This is a genomic window from Microbispora rosea, assembly GCF_044460045.1.
Taxonomy (GTDB): Bacteria; Actinomycetota; Actinomycetes; order Streptosporangiales; family Streptosporangiaceae; genus Microbispora; species Microbispora rosea.
Genome location: NZ_JBITJO010000002.1, coordinates 1,036,761 through 1,053,367 on the forward strand (window position 1 = coordinate 1,036,761; position 16,607 = coordinate 1,053,367).

Below are 16,607 nucleotides of genomic sequence, written 5' to 3' on the forward strand. Positions count from 1 at the left end.
CGGCCGGGAATGCCGGATATGACCCGCTCACAACGTAGGCTGGACAAACGTGCGATTCCTCAATGATGTGACGCCGCCCTACGATCTCACGTACAGCGATGTCTTCATGGTGCCGTCCCGCTCCTCGGTCGGGTCGCGCCTCGGAGTGGACCTGTCCGCCGGCGACGGAACCGGCACCACGATCCCCATCGTCGTCGCCAACATGACGGCGGTCGCGGGCCGCCGCATGGCCGAGACCGTCGCCCGGCGCGGCGGCATCGCCGTCATCCCCCAGGACATCCCGATCGACGTGGTGGCCGACGTCATCGAATGGGTGAAGAGCCGCGACCTCGTCCACGACACGGCCATCACCCTCACCCCCCACGACACCGTGGGCGAGGCGCTCACCCTGCTGCCCAAGCGGGCGCACGGCGCGGTCATCGTCGTCGACTGGGACAACCGCCCGGTCGGCGTGGTGACCGAGGCCGACTGCCACGGCGTCGACATGTTCACCCAGCTCGCCCAGGTGATGACCGCCTCGCCGCAGACGCTGCCGCTGGGCGTCGATCCGCAGTCCGCGTTCGACGCGCTGCACGAGGGCCGCCACCGGCTGGCGCCCGTGGTGGACGAGGACGGCCGCCTGGTCGGCATCCTCACCCGCACCGGGGCCCTGCGCTCCACCCTCTACCAGCCCGCCGTGGACGCGCGCGGCCGGCTGCGCGTCGCCGCGGCGGTCGGGGTGAACGGCGACGTGGCCGCCAAGTCCAAGGAGCTGCTCGACGCCGGCGTCGACGTGCTCGTGGTCGACACGGCGCACGGCCACCAGGAGAAGATGATCTCGGCGCTGCGGGCCGTGCGGGCGCTCGAGCCCTCGGTGCCGGTCGCGGCGGGCAACGTCGTCACCGCGGAGGGCGTACGCGACCTCGTCGAGGCCGGCGCCGACATCGTGAAGGTCGGCGTGGGCCCGGGCGCCATGTGCACGACCCGGATGATGACCGGCGTGGGGCGGCCGCAGTTCTCCGCCGTGCTGGAGTGCGCGGCCGAGGCCCGCCGCCTGGGCCGGCACGTGTGGGCCGACGGCGGCGTGCGCCACCCCCGCGACGTCGCGCTTGCGCTCGCCGCGGGAGCCTCCAACGTCATGATCGGCTCGTGGTTCGCCGGCACGTACGAGTCGCCCGGCGACACCCGCACCGCCCCCGACGGGCGCAAGTACAAGGAGAACTTCGGCATGGCCTCGGCCCGTGCCGTACGGCTGCGCACCGCCGAGGACTCGCCGTTCGAGCGGGCCCGCAAGGCGCTGTTCGAGGAGGGCATCTCGACGTCGCGGATGTACCTCGACCCGGCGCGGCCCAGCGTGGAGGACCAGATCGACGCGATCGTGGCCGGCCTGCGTTCCTCCTGCACGTACGCGGGCGCCGCGACGATCGAGGAGTTCCACGAGCGGGCGGTGGTCGGCGTGCAGAGCGCCTCCGGCTACAGCGAGGGCATGCCACTGCACCAAAGTTGGTGACTCCTCCTATTCCGTAGAGGAATATCGGGCTCTCCGGGGGTAGTGCGTTCGTGTACCGACCGCACTACCCCGCGGAGGCGATCATGCAGTACTCCCCGGCCGGAGGGCCGGTCAGTCCCGCGGCCGACAGACGGCTGCTGGTCAGTTACGACAACTACGCCGCGGCGCAGCGCGCCGTGGACACCCTGTCCGACGCCGGGTTCCCGGTGGAGAACACCGCGATCGTCGGCAGCGACCTGCGCCTGGAGGAGACCGTCACCGGACGGCTCACCAACGGCAAGGCGGCACTGTCCGGCCTGATCACCGGTGCGGTGTTCGGACTCATCGTCGGCCTGTTCCTCGGGCTGTTCACCTCGGCCACGACCTCGTTCTTCGGGCTGGTGCTGTGGTCGATCCTCTGGGGCGCCATCGCCGGCGCCGCCTTCGGCTTCACCAGCCACGCCTTCACCGGCGGGACGCGCGACTTCTCCTCCAGGAGCTCGATCGTCGCGGGCCGCTACGACGTGCTGGTGGCCTCTCCCATGCTCGACCAGGCCCAGGCGCTGCTGGAGGGCGGTGTGCAGCCGGCCGACACCGTCGTCGTCCAGCGTCCGCCGTCGGCCGGGCCCGTCACGACGTCACCGGCCGCGGGCGACACCGCTCCGCAGGCCCCCGCCTACCCGGCGGCGGAGGATCGGGTGGAGACCCGTGCCGAGGAGGCCCGTGCCGAGGAAGCGCGTGCTGAAGCGGCGCGTGCGGAGGAGGCCCGCGCCGAGGCGGCGCGCGACGACGACCGGGCGGGCCTGTCGAGGGGCCGTCGCCAGTGACCTTCGCCATCGGCGGAGTTCCGACGCCTTCCCCACCCGCGTGGGGAAGGCGTTCTCGTGTCGGCCGTCCCCGGTAGAGTCGTCAGCCTGCCGGAACGTCCGGCACTGGAAGCGCTGTGGACACAGACAGAACAGGAGGCCCACGTGGCACTGGAGAAGCCGGAGATCGACTTTCCCGAGGGCGCTCCGCCCGCGGACCTGGAGATCGTCGATCTCGTCGAGGGGGACGGGCCGGAGGCCAAGCCGGGGCAGAACGTGACCGTCCACTACGTCGGGGTGGCGTTCTCCACTGGTGAGGAGTTCGACGCCTCCTGGAACCGCGGCCAGCCGTTCCAGTTCCCGCTCGGCGGCGGCCGGGTCATCGCCGGCTGGGACCGCGGCGTGGCCGGCATGAAGGTCGGCGGACGGCGGCGCCTGACCATCCCCGCGCACCTCGGGTACGGAAACCGCGGCGCGGGCGCCCTCATCAAGCCCGGTGAGACGCTCATCTTCGTCGTCGACCTGCTCGGCGTCGGCTGACCTGGACACCCGCTGAGGCGACGCGGCGCCTCAGAATTCAGGGGTAGGAGAGCGGGAGCGGTTCGAGGATGATGGCCGGGTGGCCGATACCCCCCCGAACCGCCTCGTCATGAACCCCCTCGATCGGGGTTCCTCCCGTCACGGCCGCCCGCAGGGCGGCCCCTTGCGAGCGCCGGCTTCCGGGAGGCCGGCGTGACCGCGGACGGCAAGGTGACCGGCGGCACGCCGGCACAGGACGACGCCGAGGGGGCGTCCCCCGGCAGGGGCGTTCGTGCGGACGCTCCGCTCACCGCGACACCCCGGGCCGTTGCCGCGATCGCCGCCGTGACCGTGGCCGTGCTGCTCGCGGTGAGCCCGTGGTACGGCTACCACCGCGACGAGCTGTACTTCCGCATGCTGGGCGAGCGGCCGCGGCTCGGATATTTCGACACCCCGCCGCTGACGCCGATGATCGCCCGGCTGTCCACGGCCATCTTCGGAGACACGGTCGTCGCGCTGCGGATCGTCCCCGCTCTGTGCGCCGGGGCTCTGGTCGTGCTCGTCGCGCTGGCCGCCCGGGAGCTGGGTGGCGGCCGCGCGGCCCAGATCCTCGCCGCGGCCGGGACGGCCACCTCCGTGCTGACTCTGCTGGCCGGTCACTCGCTGCTGACCCTCACCCCCGACCTCGTGCTGTGGAGCGCGGTCACGCTGTGCCTGCTCCGGGTGCTGCTCAGGGGAGACGGGCGCTACTGGCTCTGGGTGGGAGCGCTGTCCGGGATCGCGGCGTACAACCGCGATCTGATCGTGGTGCTGCTGGGCACCGTCGGCCTGGGCATCCTCGTCGCTGGCCCGCGCGAGGTGCTGCGGGACAGACGGCTGTGGGCCGGCGCCCTCCTGGCTCTGGTGATCGCCTCGCCCAACCTGATCTACCAGGTGACGCACGACTGGCCGCAGTTCCAGATGGCCGACGCGCTGCGGGCCGACGAGGGCGCGGACAACCGGGCGGCCTTCGTCCCCCTGCAGATCGTGCTGCTCGGGCCCGTGCAGGCGGTGATCTGCGTGACCGGCTGGCTGCGGCTGTGGCGGAACCGACGGGTCCGTTCCCTCGCCATCGCCTACCCCGTGGCCTGCGCGCTGGTCCTCTACTCGGGGGGCCGGCCCGACTACACCGGCGGGTTCCTGCTCTACCTGTTCGCGGCCGGCTGCGTCACGGCGGCCGGATGGCGGTGGAGACGAGTGTTGATCGCGGCGCTGGCGGTCAACGCCGTGGTGGCGGTGGTCGTGGCGCTGCCGGTCGTCCCCGCGGCGTCGCTCGGCGGAACGCCGGTCGCCGCCATGAACGAGGTGGCCGCTGAGTCGGTGGGCATGCGCGATGTGGCGGCGCAGACGGCCCGGGTCGTGAACGGCCTGCCCGCCGCCGAGCGCGCCGGTGCGGTGCTGCTCGCGGCGAACTACGGCGAGGCAGGCGCGCTGCACCGCTGGGCGGGAGAGTTCGGGCTGCCCGCGGTCTACAGCGGCCACAACGAGCTGTGGTGGTGGGGACCGCCGCCGGAGGGGACGCGGGTGGTCGTGTCCGTGGGCTATCCGCCCGCCGGACTCGCCACCGTCTTCGCCCGCTGCGTCCCGGGGGGAAGGCTGAGCGGGATGCCGGGCGAGGAGCAGGGCGTGCCGATCACGGTCTGCCACGACCCCGTCCAGCCCTGGCGCAAGCTGTGGCCGCGCGTGCGCCACTACAGCTAGCGCCACGACGCGTGTCCGACCCCGGCCTGGGCATCTGCCGCAGTGGTGAGGCAGGATTACGGTGTGTTGCTGATCGACCTTGCCAGGACGTCCGCGGCCGTCGCCGCGGACTCGGCTCGGCTCGCCAAGATCAGGCACCTCGCCGAGCTCCTCGGCAGGGTGGGACCGGACGAGGCCGAGACCGCCATCGCCTACCTGTCGGGTGAGCTGCCGCAGCGCCAGATCGGGGTGGGCTGGCGGAGTCTGTCGGATCTCCCCGAGCCGCGTCAGATCGCCACGGCGACCCTGACGCAGGTCGACGCGCTGCTCGAACGCATCAAGTCGCAGTCGGGCACCGGTTCCCAGGCCGCGCGCCGCGAGCTGCTCGGCGAGTTGTTCGGCGCCCTCACCCGGCAGGAACAGTCGTTTCTGCACCGGCTGCTGACGGCCGAGCTGCGCCAGGGGGCGCTCAACGGGGTGATGATCGAGGCGATCGCCATGGCCGCGAACGTGCCCGCGGCCGAGGTGCGCCGGGCCCTGACCCTGCGCGGCTCCCTGCCCGCCGTCGGCGCGGCGGCGTTGCGCGGCGGCGTCGCGGAGCTGAAGGCGTTCCACCTGGAGGTCGGGCGGGCGGTGGCGCCGATGCTCGCGCAGAGCGCGGCCAGCGTGACCGCCGCTCTGGAGAAGGCCGGCGCCCCTGCCGCCGTCGAGTGGAAGCTCGACGGCGTGCGGGTCCAGGCCCACCGGTCGGGCGACCGGGTCGCCGTCTTCACCCGCACCCTCGACGACATCACCGCGCAGGTCCCCGAGCTGGTCGAGGCCGTGCTCGGCCTCCCTGGGACCGATCTCGTGCTCGACGGCGAGGTCATCGCGCTGCGCCCGGACGGCCGGCCCGAGCCGTTCCAGGTCACCTCGGGCCGGGTGGCCAGCAGGACCGACGTCGCGTCGCTGCGGGCGACGGTGCCGCTGACCGTCTTCTTCTTCGACGCCCTGCGCGTGGGCGGCGCCGATCTGCTCGACCTGCCGGACGAGGAGCGGCACGCCGCGCTGGAGGCCGCGGTCCCGGCCGGGCTGATCACCCCTCGGCTCGTCACCGCGGACGCCGAGGAGGCCGAGGCGTTCTTCGGCGACGCCGTGCGGCGGGGCCACGAGGGCGTCGTGGTGAAGTCGCTGAGCACGCCGTACGCCGCGGGCCGGCGAGGGGCCGGCTGGATCAAGGTGAAGCCGCGGCACACCCTCGACCTGGTCGTGCTGGCCGCCGAGTGGGGCAACGGACGGCGCCAGGGCTGGCTGTCCAACCTGCACCTCGGCGCCTACGACCCGGAGAGCGGCGGGTTCGTGATGCTCGGCAAGACGTTCAAGGGCCTCACCGACGAACTGCTGACCTGGCAGACCGAGCAGTTCCTGCGGCTGGCGGAGGGACCGGCGGACGACTACGTCGTCACGCTCAAGCCCGCGCTGGTCGTGGAGATCGCCTTCGACGGGGTGCAGCGGTCGAGCCGCTACCCCGGCGGCATGGCGCTGCGGTTCGCCCGGGTGCTGCGTTACCGGCCCGACAAGCGGCCGGAGGAGGCCGACACCGTGGCCGCGGTCCGCGCGCTCATGCCCTGACCGGGGGCCGCGCCACGAGTTACTTGATCAGGCGGACGGTCAGCGGGTAGCGGAACTCGGTGGCGGCGAGCGCCGACACCCCGCCGACCACGCACAGGACCAGCCCGACGACCCAGATGACCGGCAGCAGGACGACGCCCACGACGGTGAACGGCAGCAGCACCGTCGCGCCCAGCACGGTGAGGTGGAAGTTGAGCGACTCCACCGCGTGCTTCCTGATGTAGGGGGACGTCCGCCCCGCGGTCACCATCATCAGCAGCGGGCCGATGATGAACAACCCCAGCAGGCCGAACAGGTGCGAGGCCGCGGCCCCGACCCGGTCTCCCCCGTCAGGGACCGCGGCGTGATACGAGGGCGGCCGGGGGACGTACGCCGGGCGCGTGCCGTACAGGTCGTTCATGATGGGCACGAGATCGGCGTGCGTGCGCGCCGTCATGGCGAGGTGCAGCCGCTCGTCCATCTCGTGCTTGTCGAGCCGGCCCTCGGCGTAGGCCGCTTTGACATGCTCGACCACCTGTTCGCGGTCCTGGTTGGTGACGCGCAACTGAGGGTGCGGCATCGGGGCGCGGCCCGGCCACGGTGGTGTCGCTGTCGCGGGCATCACGGCATCGCCTTCCGTCGATCGACTGCTCGGCTCTCTTCGAGTCTGCCTCCATCTTGTGCCGTGTACGCGTCCGGCGGCATCAGGGACATCCCCGACATCGCCCCGAGACCGTTCCCTTAACGCCATCGTGATCCGCGGCGATGTATACAAGCACTATGAGATGGCGCGATCGCTACGGGCTCCGGCGACGCCGGGGCGCCCGCGTGGCCAAGTTCGACCGCGAGGCGACCGACGCCGACGTCGAGGCCCTCATCGAGTTCGCCAAGACCCGGCGTGGAGTCGAGTTCTACGTCGAACCCGAGACCTTCGCGACCGACACCACCGCGGTGGCCGTGGCCCACGACGGGGAGTGGACCCGTCGCCGCGTCGGAGCGCCCGCGGTGATCGCCAAGGTCGCCAGGGATCTCGCCCTTCCGGTGTACGACGTGCAGCTCACCGGTTACCCCGCCCGGATGCGCGCGTACAACGAGCGCCGGCGGCAGGCTCAGGACGGCGAGGCGGTCTGACGGCCGCTCAGGGTCGTCGCAGAGCCGACGCGGAGGCCGGACCGGGCAGATCCAGGGCCAGCAGCGCGCGCAGCGGCGCGAGCCAGATCGCCCGGGGAGGGCCCATCTCGTCGTCGAGCTCCTCCGGTGTCGGCATGCGGTCGCGGAGCATGGCGGGGGACATCATGTGCGTCAGTGCCTGCCGGAGAAGGAGCGCCATCGAATAGCCGGGGTCGGCGGCGAGCGCCCGCTCCAGCGCCATCCCCGCGAGCGCGCACTCCCCCCGATGCCAGGCGGCGGCGGCCAGCAGTGAGGCCGCCGGCGCGACGTGGCCCGGCTCTATGCGGCGGGTGAGGTCGCGCCACAGCGCGACGTGCGCGTCACGGTCGTCGATCAACGCCCACGCCTCGTCGCGCACCCTCACCACGGCGAGGTCGAGCCCGAGCCGGGCGGCGCCCTCGTCGTCCAGCCTGCCCCCCGAGTCGTAGAGGCCGATGGCGCTGCGCACCCGCGCCAGCCCCTCCGTCACGAACCGCGCGGCCAGTTCGTCCGCGAGCGGCGCCCCGGGCTCGGGCATCGCCCGCAGCTCGGCCGCGACCCGGGCGGTGACCTGCCGCATCGCCGCTCCGCCGCACCGTTGGACCGAGCGCCGCAGGCTGCCCCGGTCGGGCAGGGCGACCAGCCCGTGCAGCACGGCCTCGGCCGCGACCTGGCTGCGCTGCGTGTCGTACGGCGTGCCCTCCGCGGGACAGCAGCTCGCGCTGCCGCAGGAGTAGGACCAGTAGCGCCCGCCTTCGGCCCGGAGACTCTCGGCCACCCGGATGCCCCCGGCGTGCAGCAGCCGGGTCGCCGTGTCGACGGCGGGGGTCACCAGGGCGCCGGCGCCGTATCCGACGACGAAGGCCGCGGTCACCGATTCGCGGCGCAGCAGCGCGACCAGCCGGTCGAGGTCCCCTGCGGCGACCGGCAGGTCCCAGCGCGTCGTCAGCCGCACCTCCGGGCCGGCGACACCGGTGACGACGAGGCTGTCGGCGGGGTGGAACCCGACGAGGTAGGGCACGGCGGCGAGGATGTCCGCCGGCGAGGAGAGCACGAGCTTCGGGATAGTCATGGCCGCAAGCCTCGCCGGACGGCCGCGCCCCCACGACGGCCGAAGCGCGTTCTGGGGACAGCGGTCCTCCTGTGGACAACCGGCGGCCGCAAAACCATTGGCGCCGGGCCGGATGCGCGACCTACACTCGGCGCCATGGCTACGCCCCGGATCTCTTAGCTCGGACACCCGCTTTCACGCCACCCGTGTGTCCTTGAGCTTCTCCGGAGCGTCATCAAATGATCACCCTTCGCGGTGTCGACGTGCGCGTCGGCGCCCGTCTCCTGCTGTCGGACGTCACCGCCCACGTCACCCCCGGCGACCGCGTCGGCCTGGTCGGCCGCAACGGCGCGGGCAAGACCACCCTGCTGAAGACCCTGGCCGGCGAGCTACAGCCGGCCGCGGGCACCATCATCCGGACCGGCGAGGTCGGCTATCTCCCGCAGGATCCCGCGGCGGCCGATCCGTCCCTTCCCGTCGCCGCCCGCATCCTGTCGGCCCGCGGCCTCGACGAGGCCGAGCGCGCGCTGCGCGCCGCCGAGGCGGCCATGGGCGATCCCGCCGAGCAGGAGCGGGCGATGCGGCGGTACGTCCGGGCCGAGGCGGAGTTCGAGGCGCGCGGCGGATACGCCGCGCAGGCCGAGGCCGTCCGCATCGCCGCCGGGCTCGGCCTGCCCGACCGGGTCATGACCCAGCCGGTCGGCACCCTGTCCGGCGGGCAGCGGCGCCGGGTCGAACTCGCCCGCATCCTGTTCGCCGGTCAGGGCACGATGCTGCTCGACGAGCCCACCAACCACCTGGACGCCGACTCCGTGGCCTGGCTGCGGTCGTTCCTCGCGAGCCGCACCGGCGGGCTGGTCCTGATCAGCCACGACACCGCGCTGCTCGACGACACCGTGAACCGGATCTGGCGCCTGGACGCCGACCGGGCCGCACTGGAGGTGCACAACACCGGCTGGCGCACCTATCTGGCCGACCGCGACGCCGCCGAACGCGGACGCGCCCGGCAGCGGGCCGTCGCCGAACGCAAGGCCGCCGCGCTGCACGCCCAGGCCGACAGGATGCGCGCCGGCAAGGCGACCGCCGTACGCGCCAGGGAGATGGCGCGCCGGGCCGACCGCATGCTGGCCGCGGTGGAGCCGGTCCGCCGCCCCGAGAAGGTCGCCCGCATCCGGCTGCCCGAGCCCGCCCCCTGCGGCCGCACCCCGCTCGGCGCGATCAGCCTGACCAAGGCGTACGGCGACCTGCGGGTGCTGACCGGGGTGGACCTGGCCGTGGACCGGGGCAGCCGGCTCGTCGTGCTCGGTCTCAACGGCGCGGGCAAGACCACGCTGCTGCGGATCCTGGCCGGGCGGGAACGCCCCGACTCGGGCCGCGTGGTGCACGGTCCCGGTCTGCGGCTGGGCTACTTCGCGCAGGAGCACGACACGCTCGACCCGGCGCGCACCGTCGCCCAGAACCTCGCCGCCGCCGCGCCGCACCTGGGGGACGGCGAGGTGCGCCGGATCCTCGGCTCGTTCCTGTTCGGCGGCGATGACGCGGGCAAGCCCGCGGGCGTGCTGTCGGGCGGCGAGAAGACCCGGCTGGCGCTCGCCACCCTCGTCAGCTCGCAGGCCAACGTGCTGCTGCTCGACGAGCCCACCAACAACCTCGACCCGGCGTCACGGGACGAGGTGCTGGCGGCGCTCGCCTCCTATCAGGGCGCCGTCGTGATGGTCACCCACGACGACAAGGCCGTGGAGGCCCTGCGCCCCGACCGCGTCCTGCTGCTGCCCGACGGGGTCGAGGACATGTGGAACTCCGACTACGCCGGTCTCGTGTCCCTGGCCTGACCGTCCGGTGCCCACTGTCCCGGAACGGTCGTCGGCGCCAGCCGCATGCGGACGAGCATGGCGGCGCCGGCGACCGCGCCGGGCATCAGGAGCACGCTCAGGAACGGCACCATGAACGCGACGAAGAGCGGCACGCCGAACCCCAGCGAGGCGGACATGTTCGATCGCAGTAGCGCGAAACGCTCCTTGCGCCGCAGCCCTCGGCGTTCCATCGCCAAGGCGGTCAGTTCGACCGTGAGGAAGAACCCGGAGACCAACGCCCCCACCACGGGCACCACGGTCTGCCCGACGACCGGCACGAAGCCCAGCACGAACAGCGGCACGGAGAACAGCAGGACCCACCAGAGCGTGACGAGGCTGTCGCGGATCGACCGGAACAGGGAAGCCCAGAAAGGCAGGTCGCCGCCGCCGGGGAGCCCGCCCAGGTCCTCCTCGACCTTCTCCGAGAGCTTCTCGTAGAAGGGGTCGCCGATCACCAACGTGACGGCGGTGAACGTCAGCACGGCGAGCGCCAGACCCGCCACGAAGATCATCAAGCCGACCAGCGTGCGGAACACGTCGCGCCAGCCCCAGTCGTCGGCGAACGGGGTCGCCCACGCCGCCACGTCGGTGGCGTGCGTGCCCAGCCACCCCAGCGCCGCGACGTAGAGCGCGAGCGCGATCAAGGCCGGGATCAGGCCGAACAACCACCAGAGGGGATGCCGGGCAACCCAGGCGAGACCCCGCAGGCTGAAACCGACTCCCTCGGCGAAACCGCCGACGCCGCGCCGTCCGGCGGGCCGCCCGATGCCACTCATGGCGGGCAGGCTAGCGCCACAAGGTCGTCACAGGCACGCCCACATCGGCGAAAAGGCGGCGAAGCAGGGGAAGCGAGATGCCGAGCACGTTGCCGTGATCGCCCTCGATGCCCTCCACGAACCAGCCGCCCAGGCCGTCGAGCGTGAACGCCCCCGCCACGCGCAGCGGCTCCCCGCTGGCGACGTACGCCTCGATCTCCTCGTCGGACGGCGTGCCGAACCGCACCACGGTCGCCGCCACCTCCGACACCCTCCGGCCCCGGGCCACGTCCACCACGCAGTGCCCGGTCAGCAGCCGGCCGGTCCTGCCGCGCATCGTCTGCCAGCGGCGCAGCGCGTTCTCCGGCGTCCCCGGCTTGCCGTACGCGACGCCGTCGAGTTCGAGCACCGAGTCGCAGCCGATCACGATGCCCTCGGCGAGCGTACGCGAGACGGCGTCCGCCTTGGCCACGGCCAGCTCCAGGCACAGCTCCTCGGGGGTGGCGGCAGTGATCGCGTCCTCGTCGACGCCGCTGACGACGACCTTGGGGTCGAGCCCGGCCGCCCGCAGCACACCGAGGCGGGCGGGCGAGGCCGAGGCGAGCACCAGTTCCGTCACGCGAGTCAGCCTAGCCGCTTCTACTATGTCTGACGTTTACTGATCACTTACGAGGGGGGCCGGTGTCGAAAGCCACGGTCAAAGAGCGTGCGCGTTACTGGTTCGACAACACCATGGCCAGGGGCACGGCCGCCCTCATCGGCTGGCTGGCCCTGGTGTCGCTGGTGCTCATCGTGGTGGTCAGCGCGCTGACGATGTGGCTCACCCCCGACGAGGCGCTCCGGCACGACGGCTGGCCCGGGGTACTGTGGCTGTCGCTCATGCACGCCCTCAGCCCAGGCAAGATCGCCGGAGACGCCGGCACCGCGCCCTTTCTCGCGATCATGCTGGGCGCGTCCCTCGGCGGCATCTTCATCGTCAGCATCCTCGTGGGCGTGCTCTCCGCCGGGCTGCGCGGCAAGATCGATGAGCTGCGCAAGGGCCGCTCCCGCGTCATCGAGAGCGGCCACACCGTCATCCTCGGCTGGTCCGAGCAGCTCTACACGATCGTCTCCGAGCTCACCAAGGCGCACGCCAGCCAGCACGGTTCGGTCATCGCGATCCTGGCCGACAGGGACAAGCCGGCCATGGAGGACGCCATCAGGGCCCGGGTGGGCGACACGGGCAAGACGCGCCTGGTGTGCCGCACCGGCCGGCCCACCGAGCCGGGCGACCTCGACCTGCTGAGCCTGAGCACCGCGCGGACGATCGTCGTGCTGTCCCCCGAGAAGGAGGACCCGGACGCGCACGTCATCAAGACCCTGCTCGCGCTGGCCAAGCGGGCGGGCGAGCATCCTCCGGTGGTCGCCGCCATCGCCGCCTCGCGCAACATGGCCGCCGCCCGTCTGGCCGGAGGGCCCGGCGTCCACCTGGTCGACAGCGACGACATCGCCGCGCGGCTGATCGTGCAGTCGTCCCGGCAGTCCGGCGTGTCCGTCGTCTGCATGGACCTGCTGAACTTCGACGGCGGTGAGATCTACCTGCGCCGCGACCCCTCCCTCGCCGACAGGTCGTACGGCCGGGCCCTCGACGCGTACGCGACCGCGACCGTCCTCGGCCTGCGCACGCCCGGCGGTGTTGTGCTCAACCCGCCGGCGGACACGACGATCGGGACGTCCGACGAGATCGTGGTGCTCGCCCAGGACGACTCGCTCATCCGCCTGGCGAACGGAACGGCTCCCGCGGACGAACGGCACATCGTCCCCGCCACGGCCCCGGCGCCGGCCCCCGAGCGGACCCTGATGCTCGGCTGGAACGGCCGGGCCGCGAGGATCATCCGCTACCTGGACGGCTACGTGACCCCCGGATCGGTGCTCGACGTCGCCGGCGACCACCCCGGCGCGGGCGCCGGTCTGGAGGGCCTGCGCAACCTGACGGTGAACGTCAAGGAGTGCGACGCCACCGACAGGTACGCCCTCGAGTCCCTTGGCGTCGGCGTCTACCAGCACGTCATCGTGCTCTCCGACGACCGCTACGACCCCGGCCACGCCGACAACCGGACGCTGATGACGCTGCTGCAGCTGCGCGACATGCAGGCGACCCTCGGGGAGAAGTACTCGATCGTGAGCGAGATGCACGACGAGAACAACCGGGCGCTCGCCGAGGTCACCGAGGCCGACGACATCGTGATCAGCGACACCGTCATCGGCCTGCTGCTCGCGCAGCTCGCCGAGAACCCGCATCTCGCCGAGGTCTTCACCTATCTCTTCGACTCCGCGGGCTCGGAGGTCTATCCCCGGCCCGTGGAGGACTACGTGACAACAGGCGGGCCCGTCGCCTTCCGCACGATCGTGGAGTCGGCCCTGCGGCGGGGCGAGACCGCGATCGGTTACCGCGTGGCGGCGAAGTCCGGGGAGCCGCCCCACTACGGCGTCGTGCTCAACCCGGACCGGTCCCGGGCGGTGACGTTCACGCCCGGTGACTCCGTGATCGTCCTCGCCGAACACTGAGCCCGGCCGTCCCACCGCACGGCGAGCCGGTCGGCCGGCCCGCGCCGCCACGATCCCCCCGGCCCGTGGGAGCCGGTCGAGCCGTGTTCCGTCCGAGCGCCGGGTCAGAGCGCCTTGACGGAGGACATCACCTTGTTGATGTCGTGCCAGCGCTTCTTCTGGCTGTCGGGGATCGTGACGAACACGACGGCGGGCTTCTTCTCCGGCACGTCCACGAGGGCCAGGGCCGCGGCGGAGACCCGCTTCTTGCCCTTGAGCGTGTAGTGCACCGTGTAGCCGAGCAGCCAGCCCTGCCGCTTGCCCGCCTTGATGGGCTGCGAGGCCGTCCAGGTGATCGTCGCGCCCGAGGGGTGGTGGTTCAGCGTCCACCGGGCGGCCAGGAAGGCGGTGTCGCGCAGCGTCTTCTGCTCGGGGATCGGCACGGGGCAGGAGACCAGCATCCCGCGGTACGACGCGCCCTTGACCTTGGGCAGCAACTGGCGGGAGGCGAACGGCGCGGGCGTGGCCAGCGCCCAGGTCTTGGTGAAGCGGGGCAGGGCGACGCCGGAGCGCCGGTCCTTGATCGAGCCGTGGGCGGCGGCCGCCCGGCCGGGCAGGGTGCGAAGGCGGCGGCTGTTCTTCGGCAGCGCGGGCACGCGGGGGTCCTTGAGGGCGGCCGCCAACGCGACATCGGCCGTGTCCGGACTGGCCGCCGGACTCGAGACGGCGTCCACGTCCGCGCCGGGCGTCGCGCTCGCCCCCGTGCTTGACAGCGGGCTGAGGCCGGGCGTGGCCACCGCGCCCGCGGCGGGTGCGGCGGCGCTCGACGCGGACGAGGCCGATATGACCGAGGGAGCGGCGGCGGCCGCGGAGTTTCGCGGTGCCGCGGTCGCGGGGTCGTCCCGGTTCAGCAGCACGGCGGTCGCGCCCGCGCCCAGGACGGCGATTCCCGCGGCGACCGCGATCGTACGGTAGACCACCCGCATCGGCAGGTCTCCGAGCCCCTTGGACGAGCTCGCCGGTGGCGCAGCCACTGGGACCGTGATCTTCGGTAGCGGAGTGGTCTCGGCCTCGGCCGCTATATAAGAGGGAACGGCCTTCGTCCCATAGTCCCCAGGTGACACGATCGGGAGCGTACGGCATATCCCGATATTTCGGGTGCGTTCCCCATCACACTTCGGGAACGCCGACCCGCAGCCACGGAGCGTCCGCCACGACCGTCGCGGAGCCCGGTGCGATCTCGGTGAACCCGGCGTCCCTGACCACCGGCAGCCCGCTCGCGGCCAGCGCGTCCCACCGGGCCGGGCCGGCCGTCCTGACCCGTACGGCGAAGCCGCGCTCGCGCCAGGCCGCCCTGTCCGCCTCGCCCGCGCCCCACCAGGCGAACTGGGCGCCGTGGCCCGCTTGGGCCATCGCCTTACCCGCGGTCATCTCCAGCCCGGGGTTGATCCAGAGCACCACGTCCTCCGGACCCGGCTCCGGCGGGGTGGCCTCGTCGGTCAACTCGGTGCCCGACACCTGGAGCCGGGCGAGGTCGCGCGGCCAGTCGTCGAGCGGCACGGGAGGATGCACCCGCACCTCGGCCGTGCGCACGGCGACGGTGATGCCGGGCAGGGCGAGCGCCCGCCGCCACTCGGCTCCGCGAGCCCGCCTGACCACCTTCCTGATCCGCCCGTCCTGCCACTCGGCGACCTCCTGCGGCCACCGGCCTTCGCTCCCGGCACTGTCCAGCAGGCACACCACGGCCGTCGCCGCCGCCTCCAGCGCGTCGGTGCGCTGCGGCGGCGCGGCCCGTTCGATGCGTACGACCAGGGGAAGAACGCGTTCGGTCACCCGACAAGGATCGCAGCTTCGCGGCCATCCCGGACACGCGTGACGATACGGGACGACATGAGCGCGGCGAGCAGGCACAGCACGCCCGCGCCGTACCACGCCAGGTCGTAGTTCCCCAGATGATCACGGGTGATCCCGGCCGCGGTGGCGACGACGGCCGCGCCGACCTGGTGAGAGGCGAAGACCCAGCCGAACACCACCGCTCCGTTCGCGCCGAAGATCCTGCGGCACAGCGCGACGGTCGGCGGCACGGTGGCCACCCAGTCGAGACCGTAGAAGACGATGAAGACCAGCATGCTCGGCTCGGCCGTGGCGGCGAACAGCTGCGGCAGGACCAGCAGCGACAGCCCGCGCAGCGCGTAGTAGACGACGAGCAGGAGCCGCGGGTCCACCCGGTCGCTCAGCCAGCCGGAGAAGACGGTGCCGGCGATGTCGAAGACCCCGATCACGGCGAGCAGCGAGGCCGCGGTGGTCTCCGGCATGCCGTGGTCGTGGGCGGCCGGGATGAAGTGGGTGCCGACCAGGCCGTTCGTGCTCGCCCCGCAGATGGCGAAGCCGACGGCGAGATACCAGAAGTGCCGGGTGCGGGCGGCGTCCCGCAGCACGCGGACGGCCCGCGCGGCGGCGCCCCCGTCCGGCGCGCGCACGACGGGCGTGCGCACGGCGGGCGTGCGCACGACCGGCTCGGTCGCGCCCAGCGCGGTCAGGCCGATCTCCTCGGGGGTGTCCCTGAGCAGGAACCACACGAGGGGCACGACGGCGAGCGCGGCTCCCGCCACCGTGACCGAGGCCCATCGCCACCCCTGCATCTCCGTCAGGTGCGCGAGCACCGGCAGGAAGATCAGCTGCCCGGTCGCGCCGCCGGCCGTCAGTACGCCGGTGACCAGGCCGCGGTGCCGTACGAACCAGCGGTCGGTCAGCGTGGCGGCGAAGACGAGCGCCATCGAGCCGGTGCCGAGCCCGACCAGGACGCCCCACAGCGCGATGAGCTGCCAGCTCGCGGTCATGAACACGGTCAGGCCGCTCCCGGCCGCCACCAGCAGCAGGGCGCAGGCGACGACGCGGCGCATGCCGAAGCGGTCCATGAGCGCCGCCGCGAACGGCGCGCACAGCCCGTAGAGCATGAGGTTCACCGAGACCGCGAGCGAGATCGTGCCCCGCGACCAGCCGAACGCGTCCTCCAGCGGGGTGATCAGCACACCCGGCGTGGCGCGGAACCCGGCCGCCCCGATGATCGCGACAAAGGCGACGGCGGCGACGATCCAGGCACGATGCAGCGACTTCATGGCGAGCATCCTCCGTTGCGCCCGCCTCGGACGACAGTGGCCCGGAGGTCAA

At 72.8% G+C, this 16,607-nt stretch carries 15 protein-coding genes; 8 read left to right on the top strand and 7 right to left on the bottom strand.

All coding sequences use genetic code 11. From position 1 onward, the window contains the following. Positions 1-49: 49 nt before the first annotated feature. The 5 genes from ACIBK1_RS12040 to ACIBK1_RS12060 all read left to right on the top strand — a co-directional run bounded on the left by ACIBK1_RS12040 (position 50) and on the right by ACIBK1_RS12060 (position 6,123). Entirely contained in the window at positions 50-1,489 is a 1,440-nt protein-coding gene (locus tag ACIBK1_RS12040; RefSeq protein WP_030505783.1) for a GuaB1 family IMP dehydrogenase-related protein, read from the top strand. An 83-nt stretch (positions 1,490-1,572) separates the two neighbouring features. Next, the gene (locus tag ACIBK1_RS12045) at positions 1,573-2,295 is read left to right on the top strand and encodes a general stress protein (RefSeq protein WP_197042393.1); all 723 of its coding nucleotides are present in this window, start codon (positions 1,573-1,575) and stop codon (positions 2,293-2,295) included. A 144-nt stretch (positions 2,296-2,439) separates the two neighbouring features. Further along, positions 2,440-2,814: an FKBP-type peptidyl-prolyl cis-trans isomerase gene (locus ACIBK1_RS12050; RefSeq protein WP_030505785.1), complete on the top strand. Its 375-nt coding sequence runs from the start codon at positions 2,440-2,442 to the stop codon at positions 2,812-2,814. 192 nt (positions 2,815-3,006) lie between these two features. Beyond that, complete coding sequence (locus ACIBK1_RS12055) at positions 3,007-4,533, top strand: glycosyltransferase family 39 protein (RefSeq protein ID WP_396734357.1); 1,527 nt, start codon at positions 3,007-3,009, stop codon at positions 4,531-4,533. Between the two features lie 63 nt (positions 4,534-4,596). Next, positions 4,597-6,123: an ATP-dependent DNA ligase gene (locus ACIBK1_RS12060; protein WP_030505787.1), complete on the top strand. Its 1,527-nt coding sequence runs from the start codon at positions 4,597-4,599 to the stop codon at positions 6,121-6,123. A 19-nt stretch (positions 6,124-6,142) separates the two neighbouring features. On the opposite strand, the gene ACIBK1_RS12065 is transcribed toward ACIBK1_RS12060, so the two are convergent. Beyond that, positions 6,143-6,724, bottom strand: a complete 582-nt coding sequence (locus tag ACIBK1_RS12065) for a DUF1707 and DUF4870 domain-containing protein (RefSeq protein ID WP_396734361.1) — start codon at positions 6,722-6,724, stop codon at positions 6,143-6,145. 158 nt (positions 6,725-6,882) lie between these two features. Here ACIBK1_RS12065 and ACIBK1_RS12070 point away from each other — a divergent pair, with 158 nt between their 5' ends. Then, on the top strand, positions 6,883-7,233 hold the full coding sequence (locus ACIBK1_RS12070; RefSeq protein ID WP_030505789.1) for a hypothetical protein: 351 nt from the start codon (positions 6,883-6,885) through the stop codon (positions 7,231-7,233). Positions 7,234-7,240: 7 nt separating this feature from the next. On the opposite strand, the gene ACIBK1_RS12075 is transcribed toward ACIBK1_RS12070, so the two are convergent. After that, on the bottom strand, positions 7,241-8,323 hold the full coding sequence (locus ACIBK1_RS12075; RefSeq protein ID WP_396734364.1) for a DUF4192 domain-containing protein: 1,083 nt from the start codon (positions 8,321-8,323) through the stop codon (positions 7,241-7,243). Positions 8,324-8,541: 218 nt separating this feature from the next. Between ACIBK1_RS12075 and ACIBK1_RS12080 the strand changes: the two genes are divergently transcribed. Continuing rightward, entirely contained in the window at positions 8,542-10,134 is a 1,593-nt protein-coding gene (locus ACIBK1_RS12080) for an ABC-F family ATP-binding cassette domain-containing protein (protein ID WP_396734366.1), read from the top strand. Here the strand turns inward: ACIBK1_RS12080 and ACIBK1_RS12085 are convergent. Together ACIBK1_RS12085 and ACIBK1_RS12090 are read right to left on the bottom strand one after the other, a co-directional pair. Next, on the bottom strand, positions 10,107-10,931 hold the full coding sequence (locus ACIBK1_RS12085) for an EI24 domain-containing protein (protein WP_396734369.1): 825 nt from the start codon (positions 10,929-10,931) through the stop codon (positions 10,107-10,109). The two genes, ACIBK1_RS12080 and ACIBK1_RS12085, sit on opposite strands and share 28 nt — an antisense overlap. Positions 10,932-10,941: 10 nt before the next feature. Further along, the gene (locus tag ACIBK1_RS12090; protein ID WP_081903222.1) at positions 10,942-11,529 is read right to left on the bottom strand and encodes a Maf family protein; all 588 of its coding nucleotides are present in this window, start codon (positions 11,527-11,529) and stop codon (positions 10,942-10,944) included. 62 nt (positions 11,530-11,591) lie between these two features. Here ACIBK1_RS12090 and ACIBK1_RS12095 point away from each other — a divergent pair, with 62 nt between their 5' ends. After that, entirely contained in the window at positions 11,592-13,457 is a 1,866-nt protein-coding gene (locus ACIBK1_RS12095; protein WP_396734373.1) for a CASTOR/POLLUX-related putative ion channel, read from the top strand. Between the two features lie 104 nt (positions 13,458-13,561). On the opposite strand, the gene ACIBK1_RS12100 is transcribed toward ACIBK1_RS12095, so the two are convergent. The 3 genes from ACIBK1_RS12100 to ACIBK1_RS12110 all read right to left on the bottom strand — a co-directional run bounded on the left by ACIBK1_RS12100 (position 13,562) and on the right by ACIBK1_RS12110 (position 16,555). Then, complete coding sequence (locus ACIBK1_RS12100; RefSeq protein WP_396734376.1) at positions 13,562-14,470, bottom strand: hypothetical protein; 909 nt, start codon at positions 14,468-14,470, stop codon at positions 13,562-13,564. Between the two features lie 136 nt (positions 14,471-14,606). Then, positions 14,607-15,269 (bottom strand): peptidyl-tRNA hydrolase, encoded by a 663-nt coding sequence (locus tag ACIBK1_RS12105; protein ID WP_396734379.1) that lies wholly within the window; start codon positions 15,267-15,269, stop codon positions 14,607-14,609. Then, positions 15,266-16,555, bottom strand: a complete 1,290-nt coding sequence (locus tag ACIBK1_RS12110; protein ID WP_396734381.1) for an MFS transporter — start codon at positions 16,553-16,555, stop codon at positions 15,266-15,268. The genes ACIBK1_RS12105 and ACIBK1_RS12110 overlap by 4 nt, the downstream gene beginning before the upstream one ends. Between the last annotated feature and the right edge of the window lie 52 nt (positions 16,556-16,607).

Excerpts from the sequence above, each read along its gene's own strand:
- ACIBK1_RS12045 (WP_197042393.1), top strand. The coding sequence starts at position 1,573 with ATGCAGTACTCCCCGGCCGGAGGGCCGGTCAGTCCCGCGGCCGACAGA.
- ACIBK1_RS12065 (WP_396734361.1), bottom strand. The coding sequence starts at position 6,724 with ATGCCCGCGACAGCGACACCACCGTGGCCGGGCCGCGCCCCGATGCCG.
- ACIBK1_RS12070 (WP_030505789.1), top strand. The coding sequence starts at position 6,883 with ATGAGATGGCGCGATCGCTACGGGCTCCGGCGACGCCGGGGCGCCCGC.
- ACIBK1_RS12075 (WP_396734364.1), bottom strand. The coding sequence starts at position 8,323 with ATGACTATCCCGAAGCTCGTGCTCTCCTCGCCGGCGGACATCCTCGCC.
- ACIBK1_RS12080 (WP_396734366.1), top strand. The coding sequence starts at position 8,542 with ATGATCACCCTTCGCGGTGTCGACGTGCGCGTCGGCGCCCGTCTCCTG.
- ACIBK1_RS12085 (WP_396734369.1), bottom strand. The coding sequence starts at position 10,931 with ATGAGTGGCATCGGGCGGCCCGCCGGACGGCGCGGCGTCGGCGGTTTC.
- ACIBK1_RS12110 (WP_396734381.1), bottom strand. The coding sequence starts at position 16,555 with ATGAAGTCGCTGCATCGTGCCTGGATCGTCGCCGCCGTCGCCTTTGTC.